The sequence below is a fragment of the Pelagicoccus sp. SDUM812002 genome (assembly GCF_031127835.1).
GTDB lineage: Bacteria > Verrucomicrobiota > Verrucomicrobiia > Opitutales > Opitutaceae > Pelagicoccus.
On sequence record NZ_JARXHX010000025.1, the window covers coordinates 22,954 to 38,585 of the forward strand.

General features: G+C 54.2%; 6 protein-coding genes. 1 reads left to right on the forward strand and 5 read right to left on the reverse strand.

Annotation, left to right across the window (positions count from 1 at the left end):
• Window positions 1-193: 193 nt before the first annotated feature.
• From QEH53_RS21595 to QEH53_RS21615, 5 genes are all read right to left on the reverse strand, one after another.
• Window positions 194-1,063, reverse strand: a complete 870-nt coding sequence (locus tag QEH53_RS21595; protein WP_309025307.1) for a glycosyltransferase family 8 protein — start codon at window positions 1,061-1,063, stop codon at window positions 194-196.
• Window positions 1,060-2,508, reverse strand: a complete 1,449-nt coding sequence (locus QEH53_RS21600) for an oligosaccharide flippase family protein (RefSeq protein ID WP_309025308.1) — start codon at window positions 2,506-2,508, stop codon at window positions 1,060-1,062. The genes QEH53_RS21595 and QEH53_RS21600 overlap by 4 nt, the downstream gene beginning before the upstream one ends.
• Window positions 2,509-2,908: 400 nt before the next feature.
• Complete coding sequence (locus QEH53_RS21605; protein WP_309025309.1) at window positions 2,909-3,742, reverse strand: WecB/TagA/CpsF family glycosyltransferase; 834 nt, start codon at window positions 3,740-3,742, stop codon at window positions 2,909-2,911.
• A gap of 465 nt (window positions 3,743-4,207) precedes the next feature.
• Window positions 4,208-5,203, reverse strand: coding sequence for a glycosyltransferase (locus QEH53_RS21610; protein WP_309025310.1), 996 nt, complete (start codon window positions 5,201-5,203; stop codon window positions 4,208-4,210).
• Between the two features lie 359 nt (window positions 5,204-5,562).
• On the reverse strand, window positions 5,563-13,350 hold the full coding sequence (locus QEH53_RS21615; RefSeq protein ID WP_309025311.1) for a malectin domain-containing carbohydrate-binding protein: 7,788 nt from the start codon (window positions 13,348-13,350) through the stop codon (window positions 5,563-5,565).
• An 893-nt stretch (window positions 13,351-14,243) separates the two neighbouring features.
• Here QEH53_RS21615 and QEH53_RS21620 point away from each other — a divergent pair.
• Window positions 14,244-15,404 (forward strand): outer membrane beta-barrel protein, encoded by a 1,161-nt coding sequence (locus QEH53_RS21620; RefSeq protein ID WP_309025312.1) that lies wholly within the window; start codon window positions 14,244-14,246, stop codon window positions 15,402-15,404.
• Window positions 15,405-15,632 lie beyond the last annotated feature (228 nt).

The window sequence follows — 15,632 nt, forward strand, 5'->3', positions numbered from 1 at the left end:
GCGCAATCCGGGCTCACGATGGAAAAGAGGTCCCATGAGCGGTCCGGGCCGCTCACCTCGCTCGGTCGGGCTGAATATCGGCGCTTCTTCGAACAGCCGCTCCCTTGCACGCTCATCTTCTGAACGGGACGGGAAAGACAAGGCAGGAGTCGGAACTGGCATAACTGGAAGGCTTTAGGAAAGGTCGTCTCGTTCAATTAAACAGCAGGGCGAGCTTGACGGCTTTTTTAATTCGCTGTTTCAGACTGCCCGGTCGTGGGGAAAGCTCCTTCCCCAGGGATCGGAGGTAATACTGCCTATACACCCCTAAGTAAGGATGGGTACAGTGATAAGACCAGGGCTTCACCGAGGAGGAAAAATGCAGAATGGAGGGACGCCTCCGAGTTACCTTGTACTCGCCCCTTTTCCAGAAAAGGAACCGAGATCTAGGAAACATGGAGTGCTGAACATTCCAGCGATGATCCAGCGGCTGCCAATGGCCCTTCAAGTAGACGTTCAAGGCATCCTGATCCAGATAGAGCAAACGGATGCCCGAGGTACAAATCCGAGCGATCTCCTGAGGCACGCCTAAATCACGCATCTTGCGGAGGTCCATTAGCATGACCCCGCTGTTGAAATACGGACAGCCCGGTTCCAATCCCAGTTCCGCTGCCCGAGTGAAGGTCGGATTCTTGACAGCAGCCAAAACGTGCTCGCGCTTAAACTCCTGAAACAAGTCCTCCACCGAATCGAGCGCGATCAAATCGCAGTCGACGTACAACACGGTTTCGACGCTCTCAGGAAGCAAGTCCGAGATGAAGATGCGCGAATAGGTCGCAAGCGTGATGTGCCCTTCGACAGGAAAGTCCTTCATCCGGTCGGAATTCAGATCCACCCTGTTTACCTTGAACCCCAACCGTTGTTCGCAGTCAGCCAGCTTCGCCTTCGCTCGATCGTCGAATTCGACGGCGAGATGCCAAAACCTGAGATTCTTAGGATCTCGAGAATGCTTAAAGATAGAATACAAGGCGACTATTGAATAATCCAAGTAACCCTCATCACTGCAAACTACGACGTCTCTCACTTGATGAACTTCCTTTTTACCAGTTTTAATAATACAATAATATCGCGCCCTTTAAACACTCCATAAACAGCGGTGAATATAATCGAAAACAGGGCTATTCGATAAGCTGCTAGCAGGAGAGACCGTTGCTCGCTTAGGCCAAAATCTCCCAGGAAAACAAATGCCGCGCTAAATAAGACGCCGACGCCTATAAGCATAAAGTATTCCTTAATAACGACTCCGTAGCGGAAATCCATCTGCCTCATGGTTAAGAACACGATGAAGATACCGGCCAGGATTCGTTGGGAAAAAACACATGCTATAATCGACTGCAAGGTTCCCAAATACCCGCCGATGATCACAAATATCACCAAGGTGATGGCATCGATAATTTGTAGTCTCGCCTTCCCTTTCCAGCGTCCCTGGGACTCAAGTAGAGAGTAGAAAATGGGCACCTGCAAGCGGACGATCAAAGAAGCCAAAGCCACCTGCGCCACAGGGATCGCAGCCACCCACTTGTCTCCCCAGAAAAGCACGATCGCATACGGCGAGACAAGCAACAAAGCCATGCAGCCATAGCCTATCGTCATGCACGCGAAGGTCAGGATCCTGTGAAATTCCTCTTCCAAGGCAACCTCGCCCTCGATTTGCCTCAAGGAAGGCATAAGGACCGATTGGAACGCTTGGGCAAACAGGTTCGCGAACGCAGAGGCAAGCTGGCATCCGAAAAAGTAAATCCCGAGCGTTTCTGCATCCACCAATACGCCTAGGAAAAAGTAATCTCCGAAGAGCACGATGCTCACTACGAAGGAGCTGACAATGAGCCACCTAGTCCGAGTGAATATACGGAAGAGTTTTGGCTTCCAGTCCCGCTCGAACTTGAAAGCGGGAGCCTTTCGAACCTGACGGGTCCCGATCAGGATTTCGACCAAAGGAACTAGCAACAATGGTAAAGCGATGCTGACTGCGCCGAACCCTAAGAGGGCGAACCCCACTGCAGAGAGGCTTTTGACCGCTGACAACAGCATTTCCACAAGTCCCAGCGCTCGGAACTTAAGGCCAGAGGCCAGCTGAGCCCGCAGTCTCAAGCCGGGAACACTAAGGGCGAAGGCCACGCCGATGATCCAGCCCATCACCCATTTCAAAGGTTCGTCCCGGTAGAGCGTCATCGCTCCCACCACGATAAATATTCCTCCGCAAATATTGAATACGCGCGAATAGTTAATGTAGCTCGGCTCCGCCCTGCTTCCCACCAAGGCATGCTTTATAAAGTAAGGCTGCAAGCCACCGTTGCGCAAGCCAGCCACAAAGGATGAAACGCCGAATACTGCCGCGAAAGCGCCGAATTCCTTCGGTTCGAGCAAGATCCCCATGGCCAGTTGGGACACGAACAGAAACATCCGCGAAAGGACGACTGATATCCCAACCCAAAAGAGCCCTGATAGTATGGACCGATTAAAATTCACGCAGCGAAGGTAGCTTAGTCTCTTCCAACATCTAGTTAAATCGTTGCGCCGAGAGCTTTTCTTGAAACTCAGCTTTCAGCTGTAACAAACCTTTCGATACGAGTGCGGCGCCCCACACGTAAAGGGAGCCCACGCCGAGGCAGGCAGGTCTATCGTATCGAGGAGTGGATCCCCTCTTCATTTTCCGCTGAGGATCCAGTCCGTAATCAGGCCTCATAAAGAGCCGCGCGCCTTGCCCCCGTAAATGCTCTCTTTTCTATGATGAAGAGAGATCCAAGACGCGAAAAAGGAATTCGGTTTCCTCGCTTCTGGAAAAGAGAAAGCGTGACGTCCGAAAGCAAGACCTGTGACCTTATGTAGTCGTATGCAGAATACATCCGATGGATTGCCCATTCTACTCCTACGTTTTCACGAGGTAAGAACGATACGATCGCGAGACATTCAAATTACGATTAAAGGCAATTTTTCTGATGAGCGTCGACGCTTCTAAGTAGCGCTGGGTGTATAACCTGGGGCTTTGCATGATACGAAAAAGCCACCCCAGATAGAGGCGGTCCGCCCATACGGGAATGTGGGCTTGCTCCCCAGAGAGAAACGCTATCGCAGCGCCCGTGCACACGATCGTCGGCTTGTAGCTCAGGTTTGTCGTAAGGTAATAGCCTAGCTTTTCCTGCTTCCCACCTGCGACATTCAAGATTACCCAACGAGGACGTTTCGCTTCTATTTCTGCTAGCAGCTGAGGATCCTCGACGCGCCCTTCATGGGGATACATGGGCGCGATTACAAATCCGTCGTCGCTGAACGTGACGCCTCTTTCCGAAAGCACCGCCTTGGTAGGTAAGACCTCAAGCTCATTGGGCATCACCCACATCGTCGACGCATCGTTTTTGAATCCCTCGTGATTCAACAACGCATCAATAAAACGAAGGCCCGAAATTCGGTGCAGACTGCGTCTTTTGAAAAGTCTTAATAAGAGAACCATGTAACCGCTGTCGGCTAATGCAAAGGCCGCACCCTGAACAGCTTCCCGATAGAACTCGTCCTTATCGATACGAGCCAACCCTGGCCCAGACGGAACCACCAGCAATCCTCCCTCAGAAACAATATCAATACACCGCTCCACGGGTTCATCAACAAAGTTGACCCCAAGTGCGCTACAGCTTAAATAAGGTTCGGTGTCAGAGTTGACCCCGAGCGAAGTATAGCTTAATTGAGATTCGTTGGCAGAGGACATGGTTCAGGTGTTGTTGGCGCTGAGGATTGTGCTATGTTCGATTTTGAATCTGAAAAAAGAATCACTCACTGACTAAACGAAATTTGACACACCAAGAGCGGCGCCCACAAAGATGCCCGTGCAACTTATCAAAGAATACAGGCTAGAATTCGACAAAATCAGAAGGCAGGATTTATTCGAAAAGTAAAAGACGTTGGACACGGCATAAGTATAAAAACTTATGCTTAAAATTAGGTTTCACGATACCGTTTGCGTAGCCCGTAGCAACCCTTATTGAAGAAGGTTCCAAAGGTTCGCAGCGAATAGAGGATTCCCTGATCCCAAGCGAAGAGCTTTCACGCCAATTGATAACAGAAAAACTCACAATCGCATCCGAACTGCCAGCAATACGCCTGAAATCGAAGGCTAACCTAAGAAGAGGCACCCAAACACTGGGGCTAAACGAAATTCGCCCTCATCATTGAGCTAGCGAGAGAGCCGCTCGGCACCCAGCCGCATCCCCTCCAGCTTCGCAGCAAGACGTTCCGCGCAAATGTTGAAGTGATAATAGCGCCGCGACTCTTTGTTGAAAGCGACCACTCCGCGAGCCAAAGTATATGCCATCAGTTCCACTCGAGTGCAGACCTGTTGGACTGCCCTTCTGAAAAAGCTCCGTTCAGCCAGCGCGATTCCACGCCCCATTTCATTTCGCTTCTTCTGTACAACGGCAAAGTCAGCGGAACAACGTTCGGGAGGCACGAAATGCCAAACCACCGCATTAGGGGAATAGACACCTCGAACTCCCGACTCCAATAGCTTGTTCTCGACGTTGGTCTCATCTCCATTTGCGGGCGTGCCCGGTCCACACATCAGGTCGAAACTGCCGACACCTTTTATATCCTGGGCATAAGCAGCCCAATTGAAACCGAGAGCGCCGCCGGTCGTTAAGTCTCTCTCTTCATCTCCCAGCGACCAGCCTTTTGCCGGGGCGGGCAGATAACGCTTCACCCAATCCGGCGGGGGCTCAGGGCAGTCTACTTCACAACGGCCCCCATAAAAGACCCCGTGCCGCTGCCTTCCAGCCAATTTCGAATATTCCAACAGAGTGTCCTCGCTCAATCGCACATCGTCGTCGAAAAAAACGATAAATTCATCCGTCAACCGCTCCAGCGCGGCGTTGAGTGCGGCGCTCTTGCTGCAATAAGGAACATACAAATACTCAATGGGTATTCGGCCTTTGAACGATTCCGCAACCTCTCGCACCACAGGCTCGGGTCCGTTCTCTGCAACGATAACTCGAGTCAAGATACTTGGAATACGGACGGTAGAAATAGATTCCAAAGTACGACTTAGCAGGCTGTCTCGTCCAAAGGTGGCGATCACAATTACCATGTTGCAGCTGCCACTCTCGACGTGGGGTAGCTCCGGCTCGGCGGCGGATGGTGATTGGGCAACGTTAAAAGCTTTGGATTGATCTGCCATGGTCGCGGTGTCGTGGATCCCTAAAATCAGCAGAAGGGTAATATTTGAATAACATAGTGCTACAATCGACTCCCTTTATCGGATAAGTACAATTACTTGACCTGAGTTAAATAGAACTGCAATGCGAATTTCCGGCATTAATGCAATATGCCAAAAAAAAACGTCCACTTGAAACAATCGTCCGTATTCACTCGAATGATACCGATACCTACATATTGTGCAAATAAAGGTCATCAATGTGCCACTGCGGGCACCAGCCTAGCGACTCATCGATATAAGCGAAGGTTCATTGCTGGAGTTAACGTACAGTAGGAACATAACTTCTATCTGGTAGCGCGGGTGTATAATCTTTAAAAAGCCTACAACGCTTTCAGCACCTCGATGGCGTTGACCTTCGTATTGTCGACAACATGCAGTAAAACGATATTCAACTCGCCGTCCGACACCGTCACCGGAAACTCCAATACCAAGGCGGCTGCGCCGCCGACCGTTCCGAAGATATCGATCGCAGCAGCGGCCGGAGCCCCTTCGATCTGCACTCCCATCACCCGCTGGCCAGACGATGTAATGCCGGCGAAGATTTCAGCGAAGTGCAGGCGAACCAGATAGCTGCCGTCCTCAAGGGCGAACGCGTACTGCAACTCCGGTGCCGCTCCCCCATCCCAACGCTCGGTCTGGTAGAGCGTGTCGTCCGTAGTGCCGGCGATGGCGATATTGCGGCTGTAGGTGCCGCCCGTCTTGAAGCCGAAGTCAGCCGACCAGACCAAGCCGGAGCCGTCCGTATAGGCCGGGCCGCCCACGTTGACCCGCAGCACCGACTCGAAGTCGGGCGCGGCCAAGGTCGCGCCGCTCGTCAATGCGGGGGCCGACTCGTTGCCGGCGGCGTCGAAGGCCGTCACCTCGTAGTCGTAGCTAGTCTCCGGATCGAGTCCTTCGTCGAGGTAGGTCAGCGATGCGGTTTCGCCCAGGAGCGACCCGCCGCGGTAGACCGCGTAGGAGACCACGCCCACCTCGTCGCTGGCAGCCGACCAAGTCAGCTGGATCGAGCTGTCATCGAGACCGGTCGCGGTGAAAGTTTCGGGAGCGTCCGGCGGCGTGTCGTCAGGCCCGTCCAAGGTCGTGCCGCTCGTCAATGCGGGGGCCGACTCGTTGCCGGCGGCGTCGAAGGCCGTCACCTCGTAGTCGTAGCTAGCCTCCGGATCGAGTCCTTCGTCGAGGTAGGTCAGCGATGCGGTTTCGCTTACGAGCGACCCGCCGCGGTAGACCGCGTAGGAGACCACGCCCACCTCGTCGCTGGCAGCCGACCAAGTCAGCTGGATCGAGCTGTCGTCGAGACCGGTCGCGGTGAAAGTTTCGGGAGCGTCCGGCGGCGTGTCGTCAACGAGCGGCTCGAGCGAACGCAGCACCTCGATGGCGTTGACCTTCGTATTATCCACGACATGCAGGAAGACGATATTCAACTCGCCGTCCGACACTGTCGCCGGGAACTCCAAGACCAAGGCGGCGGCGGAGCCGACAGCCCCAAATATATCGATCGCAGCAGCGGCCGGCGCCCCTTCGATCTGCACACCCATTACCCGCTGGCCAGGAGATACGATACCCGCGAAGATCTCAGCGAAATGCAGGCGAACTTGGTAGCTACCGTTCGGGAGGGCGAAAGAGTAGTGCAACTCCGGAGCCGCTCCACCATCCCAGCGTTCGGTCTGGTAAAGCGTGTCGTCCGTGGTGCCGGCGATCGCGATATTGCGGCTGAAGGTGCCGCCCGTGTTGAAGCCGACATCGGCAGACCAAACCGCGCCCGAGCCGTCCGTGTAAGCTGGCCCGCCCACGTTGACCCGCAGCACCGACTCGAAATCGGGCTCGGCCAAGGTCGCGCCACTCGCCAGAGCGGGCGCCGACTCGTTGCCGGCCGCGTCGAAAGCCGTCACCTCGTAGTCGTAGCTGGTCTCCGGATCGAGCCCTTCGTCGAGATACGTTAGGCCCGAGGTTTCGCCCAGAAGCGACCCGCCGCGGTAAACCGCGTAGGATGACACGCCCACGTTGTCGCTGGCGGAGGACCAAGTCAGCTCGATCGAATTGTGGTCAATACCTGTCGCGATGAAGGATCCGGGGACGGCCGGCGGAGTGTCGTCAGGCCCGGCCAAGGTCACGCTGCTAGCCAAAGCGGGCGCCGACTCGTTGCCGGTGGAATCAAAGGCCGTCACCTCGTAGTCGTAGCTAGTCTCCGGATCGAGTCCTTCGTCGAGATACGTTAGCTCCGAGGTTTCGACCAGAAGCGACCCTTCGCGGTAGACCGCGTAGGAGACCACGCCCACGTTGTCGCTAGCGGCGGTCCAAGCCAACCCGATCGAGCTCTCGTCGAGACCTGTCGCGGTGAAGGTGGCGGGGGCGGCCGGCGGCGTGTCGTCGACGAATGGCTCCGAGGGCCGCAACACCTCGATGGCATTGACCTTCGGATTCTCCGTCACGTGCAAGAAGTCAATCTCAAGCGATCCGCCAACGACCGTAGCCTGGACTTCGACCACATGGGAAGTGCCGAAGCCGGCAGCCTCGAATATGTCGAAGGACGCATCGAAGGTGGAACCTTCCACCACAATACCGAACACACGCTGGCCGGAGGCCACGATGCCGTTGTAGATTTCCGCAAAGTGCAGACGCACCAGATAGTCGCCGTCCGCGAGGGCGAAGGAGTACTGCAACTCTGGAGCCGCTCCCGCGTCCCAGCGCTCTGTCTGGTAAAGCGCGTCGTCCGTGGTGCCGGCGATGGCGACGCCATTGCTGTAAGAGCTACCTGTATTGAAGCCGAAGTCAGCCGACCAGACCGCGCCCGAACCGTCCGTGTAGGCCGGCCCGCCAGCGTTAACCCGCAGCATCGATTCGAAATCGGGCGCGGCCAAAGTCGAGCCGCTCGCCAGAGCGGGCGCCGATTCGTTGCCGGCGGCGTCGAAGGCCGTCACTTCGTAGTTGTAGCTGGTCTGCGGATCGAGTCCTTCGTCGAGGTAAGCTAGGCTCGAGATTTCTGCCAAGAGCGAACCGTCGCGGTAGACCGCGTAGGAAACCACGCCTACGTCGTCGCTCGCGGCGGTCCAAGTCAGCTCGACCGAGCTGTGATCGACACCTGTTGCGGCGAAGGATCCGGGGGGGGACGGCGGCGTGTCGTCAACAAATGAATCCAAAGGACGTAGCACCTCGATGGCATTGACCTTCGGATTTTCGGTCGCGTGCAGGAGGCCGATCTCGAGCGATCCGCCAACGACCGTGGCCGGGACTTCGACCACATGCGCAGTGCCAAAGCCGGCGGTATCGAATATGTCGAAGCTCGCATCGACGGTGGAACCTTCCACCACGATCCCGAACACACGCTGGCCGGAGGCCACGATGCCGCTGTAGATTTCCGCGAAGTGCAGACGCACTAGGTAGTCGCCGTCCGCGAGGGCGAAGGAGTACTGCAACTCCGGAGCCGCTCCCGCATCCCAACGCTCTGTCTGGTAGAGAGGGTCATCCGTGGTGCCGGCGATGGCTACGCCGTTGCTATAAGCGCTGCCAGTATTGAAGCCGAAGTCGGCAGACCAAACCGCGCCCGTTCCGTCCGTGTAGATCGGTCCCCCCGCGTTTACGCGCAGCACCGTCTCGAAATCGGGCTCGGCCAAGGTGACGCCGCTCGCCAAAGCGGGCTCAGACTCGTTGCCCGCGGCGTCGAGGGCCGTCACCTCGTAGTCGTAGGTGGCCTCAGGATCGAGGCCCTCGTCGAGGTAGGTCAGCGAGGAGGTTTCGCCAACGGGCGCCCCGTCGCGGGAAACCGCGTAAGACACAACGCCCACGTCGTCGCTGGCGGCCGACCAAGTCAGCTCGATCGAGCTGTGGTCGAGACCTGTCGCGGTGAAGGTTTCGGGGGCGGCCGGCGGTGTGTCGTCAACGAAGGGTTCCAAGGGACGCAGCACTTCGATGGCACTGACTTTCGGATTCTCGATTCCATGGATAAAAGACACATTGAGTTGCCCATCGCTGACAGTGGCCGGATAGGTAAGGATCAGGGCTCTAGCCGAGCCTGTCGCGGCAAAAATATCAATTGCGGTCTCTACGGTTTCCCCTTCCACTGCGATTCCGAAGACGCGCTGGCCAGCACTGTTGACCTGGGTTGAAATCTCAGCAAGGTGTATCCTGATTTCATATGCACCGTTAGCCAGTGCGAATGCATAGGATAGCTCCGGCGCGGAGGGTGGGTCCCAGCGCTCGGTTTGATAAAGGGCATCGTTAGCTGTCCCTTCGATCGCCACGCTCTGAGAGTAGACATTGCCAACGTTGAAACCGGTATCGGCTAACCATTCATTTTCGTCAGTGTCCGTAAAGGCCCCGCCGCCAGCATTCACCCTCAAAACCGTTTCCGTCGTTCCCGGCTCAGATTGAGTCGTCAACAATTTCGAGCTACGAGACGATTCGTTACCTGCTTGGTCCACCGCAGTGACCTCCACTAAGTAAGTCGTAAACGGATCTAATCCTGTGAGAACGTAGCCGGGACTGCCCACCGAGATGAGAAATACACCGTCGACATATATATTATATCCAGTAACCTCAAAGTTGTCTGTCGAAGCCGCCCAGACAAGTTGGGAGCTGTTCGCCAAAGTACCGTTCGCTTGAAATCCTGGAGGCTGGGTTGGCTCCTCATCGTCATTCAAGGCAGCTTTATCTACCTCGACAACCAGCGTATCCGAAGCAGGACCTTTCACGCCCGACTCATCAGTCAGATAGGCGCTGAATAGATTGATACCACCCGATTCAGCATCGCCCAGCAGCAATGTCACATCAAAATCCAGCTCTCCATTAGCATCGATGACGCCTGTATATTCTTGAACCGAGAGTACAGTGTTGGATTCGAATGCGGACAGATTATACCCGCCGCCCGCGACCCCATCAAGATAGAGTCCAGCTTCCATCTGCACGAGCGTGACACTGGTCCCCGCAGGACCAACAACGCGAATGGTCGGATCTTCTACCGTCAATAGCGGAGCCTCAGCTCCTACGACTTGCAGGTAGGGCTGAACGGGACGCTCAAATACGAGAGACCCAGTGCTTCCACGATTGCTTTGGTCTCTTCTGCTGACTCGTGTCTTCAAAATCGTGCCGTCGTCGAAACCCACCGTCACCTTAGTGCCGATGACCTCCAAACCTGAGACACTGCCGCTATCGTTCGGTCCTGGATCTATAACACCTTTAATGCTGTTTGGATCTACATCTGTGCTAAACCACAAGGATTCGCCGACATCGAAGCCCGTCGCCTCGACGAGTAATCCGTCGTATCCATCATCTCCATCCACTAGATTGTGCGAATCTACAAAAGTCGCCACTACCGAATCGATGCCGTCGTCCAAATTGAGATCAAACGCCTTGAATGCAGTGTCGCCTGCAGTCCCCTCCGAATCGAACACGGTGTTCGGCATGAGGGAACGGGTCAGGTCGAACTTAACGCTCGCAATTTTTTGACCACCGGAGGATGTGTTTTCCACGCGGAAGGAGCCGGGAATGTAGGTACTGGACGTAACGATGCTTCCCGCTTCCGGGTCGATGACGACCTCAGCGCTCGCTCCCAAATCCGGAACGGTGATCTCAAAGAGGTCCCAAGTCGGAGAGAAGGTAGCCGTTGCAGGATCGCCCGTCGTGGCGATCAGGCCGATCGCGAGAGGGCCAGGTTCGCTGACTGCTGCGAGAACGTTTCCTTGGAGAAAGATGGGCGATCCAATCACGGTAGCCTCAGGATCACTCTCACGCTGGACCATGGGCTGAACGTATCCAGAAACCGGATCTACATACATAAATAGATCCATAGTGCTATTGGAAAGGAAACCAGAGAAGGCTTCTATTGAGTCGACCAGTACGCCCCCCCCATCTTCGTATAAGATTTCGATCCCACCTTCCCCATCGTTCGCATTAACGGCCACCTTCAGGTAGTTGTCTTGGTCGCCTGTTCCGATGAAGAAGCCCTGCGACTGCTGCCCCTCTATGTTCGTGGAGCCCCCGAAGAAAGGCCCTGCTATGCTGACCCGAATAAGGTAAGGAGCGACTAAATCGCTGGACGGAACTCCGAAGATGTAGGCATCGACCTGATTGTTGGCGCTCCCTTTGGCGGTACCAGCGTCCACCTGAGATATGCTAAAGAGTCCCGCGGTGCCTCCTGCAACGATATTAAAGGGATCGTATTGTCCAAGGTAGTCATCACCTGGATTTACCATCATCCCCGTCACACCCACACTAAAGAAGCCTGTGTTAGTATTGAAGAGGCTCAGCGACATTGGAATCGCCGTCGACATTCCATTGTGAGGATCCCTTTGGAAGGCGTCTTCGGTATCCCAAAGCCCATCGTTATCGTCATCTTCATCCATCAGATCGGAGATAAAATCCCCATCGTAGTCGGGAGGAACTTGTGCCCCTGAACAAGGATCGGTGCCATTGGCGATTTCATCGCCATTGGAGTAGCCATCACCATCTTCATCGATTTCAAAACTATCGAATCCCGTGCAAACCGAGTTTCCTGGATCATCAAAATCAGCGGGTTCAAGGATCACTATGTTGGTGGTGCCCACATCATAGCAAGCGACCCAGATCGTTCCGTAAAGGCTGGGCGCTTGGAGGAGGTTGGGAATAGTGACATCCAAAGGGTTCGCAGCAAAGTTGCTCGCAAGCTCCTCTCGCCCATTCACGACTTCGGTGCCATCCTCATTCAACTTGATTCGCAAAAGATGCCCCTTCATTCCGGCCGCGATAATGTCTCCCGCCATCTCGCCATTGAAATTGCCTGCAAGGTACTCGTCCAATCCATTAGTTGAGGAGTTGTTCGTCAGGAGATCCGGATTCTCTACGGTTCCTTGTAGCAGGAAATCGCCTTCCACTGGATTCGCCATCTCGACAGGAACCGGCGGCCAGTCGCTCGTGGGGCTGGCCACAAACTCAGCCTGTTCGCCCGAGGGTGCCGATGGATCGAAAAGCACCCACCCCGCTCCTGCCGGATTCGCTCGAATCGGGTTAGGATGGCCTCCGTAATAGCCAGGGCTAACCAAATGGAAATTGTCTTGGTTATTAAGAAAACCGGGCTCACCCAATATATATTCATTGGTCGCGAGTCCACTCGGGCCTTCATTTGCAGGATATCCCCCCCAGCCTGGGTTTCCTGCATTGTCCCAAGTATATATCTTTCCTTCTCTTCCGGGAAAGTCAGAGATTATCAAGTCGTAGGGATTCCGAAATCCAGTAGCATAAAGCTGAACAGGACTATCCGCTTCGATCTTCGCCTGATTCAAGCCATCGTTTCCGCCAAATGGGTCATTAACATCTGAACCGTCAAGCTCGTGTGGACGTGTAGGATCAGGATCGTCCAAGGTCGGCATGTTGTAATGGTAGCTTTGACCATAGGCGTCGACCTGTATGGGCATGGCCTCTACCGCCGTTAGATCGATCGTTCCGATGGTTCCCGAGTAGGCTGTCTCTGGGAGGAAAGCAAAGTTGATCGAAGGGCCTCCGGCGTTGGTATTGCCTCCAACCGTAAAGTATATAATATTGTTCTCTTCGTCTATATCCAAGCCACTCAGAGCATGGTTCTCCTGCGAACGCGGAAGGCCACGAACAAGGTCCACCTTACTCCACTCTTCGCCATCGAACTCCAGCTTCGATACAACACCAGAATTCGTATCCAAATTTTTCCCATTAAAACCTCCTGCTCCCGACCCCTCTCTGGGGTCATTCGAAGTGACATATATAATCGGATTGCTCGCGGTTCCACGGACGAGAATACCCGTCAATTGTCGTCCGATCGTTTCCGGTTCATACACGCCGTTATCACTGAAGTTTGGAATACCTCGGACCAATTGGATGGTTTCGCTCGTCACCGCTTGGTAATCGTTCGGTCCATTTCTGACGACAGTATAGATCTTTATCAGGCCGCCCATGTACCCGACATACAGCCGTCCATCCGGGCCAAACTCCAAGGTCGTGCTTTGCGGAGCGAAAGTCAGTCCCTGAAGTCTGCTGGAACTAAAGTCGACGGCTTCGATGCTGGGGCAAGTGACGGCCAATAAGCATACAGCAACAAAAGCCTTGCTAAAGTAGACTTTGAGAGCTCGCCAATTTGGCAATTCAGAAAATGTGCTAACGTTCATGATAAATAAAGACTAATAAAGTGAATCGAAATTTCCTGCTCCCGTTGGTGTATTATGCATATCGTTTTGCCCCATTCGCTCGGACGCGGGAGGCCGCCCCACCCCGCCCTCTTCACCCTGATTCCCGCCGCTCAGAAGAAACTGGAAGCGGACGTTCGAAGCGCTGGTTAAAGCAGTGATGAAAAGCTCGCTCAGGTTTCGAAAATACAAGGAGCACAAACGGAATAGAGCTGCCCAGGAAACGGGCAGGCGCAAAAGGCTCCATGCAGATACCGATATGTTTGTGCTTGGCGATTCGTTACAACCGCAGCGACAAGAGTTTGTTAGAGGAAGTGACACGTTTGAGAAAAGGTAAACCGCCGTCATGCTTTACGATTTTTTTACAATCGTTTTAAAGCACTCCCTGGAAGAGTTCCAAGATTCGTCAGATTACTTAAGAAGTCCTGTCCCGTAAAACGTCTCTACACAATCAATTTTCGCCCCTTTTGCATAACAGCAGCCCTTTTTAAGGGAAACCACTATCTATCAATTCAGCTCCCACTGATGGCTGCCTACTCCGTTTTATATGTTAAGACGAATAGGACTCTAGCCTCAGCAAAGAATAAAGCACGCGACTTGATTTGGCCTTTCAAACAGAGAGGGAATCGACAATTCGAACACCTAATCTGATGTCATGTTATATAGGGGCACTGGAACCAAATAACCGAAAAAGACAAAATCTCAAAAAGAGAACTGCTTGCTTTCGGACATACTGATTGCCACCCCTGAGTGAGTGTACTCACGGGTCCGCACTAGTGCTTTTCCTGATAGAACGCCATTTTGCAGTATCCACTTAGTTTGACACTTGCTTTACACAAGTCCACTCGCCTAGAGAATCTACCATGAGGGAATCAATGCTAAATCACTTGCTCGCAACCGCAGCCGCAGCCTCGACGTTGACGCTCGCCCAGTACAGTACCGCCCAAAGCGTTGGAGTCGGTGAAGCCACCCTCCGCTTCGAAGCGATCGGGTCACTGAGCTACTACTCGAATCCCTACCTTCGTGACGATTTCCTGGACGACATCCTGCCAGTGGAAGACAGCTTCGCTTTCATCCTCGACCCTACGGCCATTCTCGAGCTGGGAGACGAAGAGAGTCACTACGAACTGAGCGGCAACGCAGGACTCCTGATCCGCCGATTCGACTCCATTTCAGCCCTCGACGCCGAGGACTTTCACGTCGACCTGAATGCAGCCTTCCGCAGCGAGAAGAGTTACTGGAACCTAAACGCTGCATTTGCTGAGGTATCCCTGCCGGAACACCACACCCGAAGCTCTGATGTCACTCCCGAGAGTGACAGAACCAACTTCAATTGGAACGGCAGCTATCGCTATTCAACGCGGACCCGCATCATCGGCGGCTTGAGATACTCCGAGCGCTCCTTTGCCGACTCCAGTCAGTTCGACTTTTCCGACTGGGACTATTTTTCCGTTCCTCTCCGCTTCGTCTACCAAATGACGGAGAAGATAGAACTGGGGGGCGGTGTCCGTTATCGCTCAATATCTCAGGAGAGCTTCGACCAACCCAGTGATCTCGCTTGGCACCTCGCCTTGGAGGGAGAAATTAGCACCAAAGTGACAACCGACCTCAAAATCGGCATCCTTGACCAAAGTGGATCGGTCAACACCTCATCCGCCGATGGCGATCTCTTCATCAACCTGAAAACTCGCTGGCAAGCCACCGACGACTCGGGCGTCGTCCTAGAACTTGATCGCGACTCTTACCCCACCGGCCTCAACGACTCGGTCTTGCGTCAGCTGATTAAAATTAGTAGCGACTGGAAAGTTTCTACTAAGCTTTTGGCCCAAGCAAGCATCTCCCAAATGAAGGAAAGTTTTGATCGCTCTAGCCGAGAAGACACCGTCGATCGGGTGAGCATAGCCCTCAACTACTTGCCCAGTGACTCCCAGCTCTTTTCTAGTGTCTCGCTGAGTTACGAGGACAACGATTCCAACATCGTCGGCTTCGACTACACGAGCACCCTTCTCAACTGGACCACCGGCTGGCGATTCTAGCTGGCCTGAGTCCTGCTTACCCTGCCAAGACCTTGCGTCCCGCACGTCGCCGCTCAGTCTTCAACACTTCCAACGCCAAATCTGACGCTACGCTTTTAAGTCACAGAACCGCCAGCATTCTAATCCGGTTATCCAGGAAATTCACGAGCAACCCGTGCACGCCATCCAACCCTGGTAGGACTTAGGACCCGTATCATTCCGTCTCCACTCCTCCTATCTACCTACCCA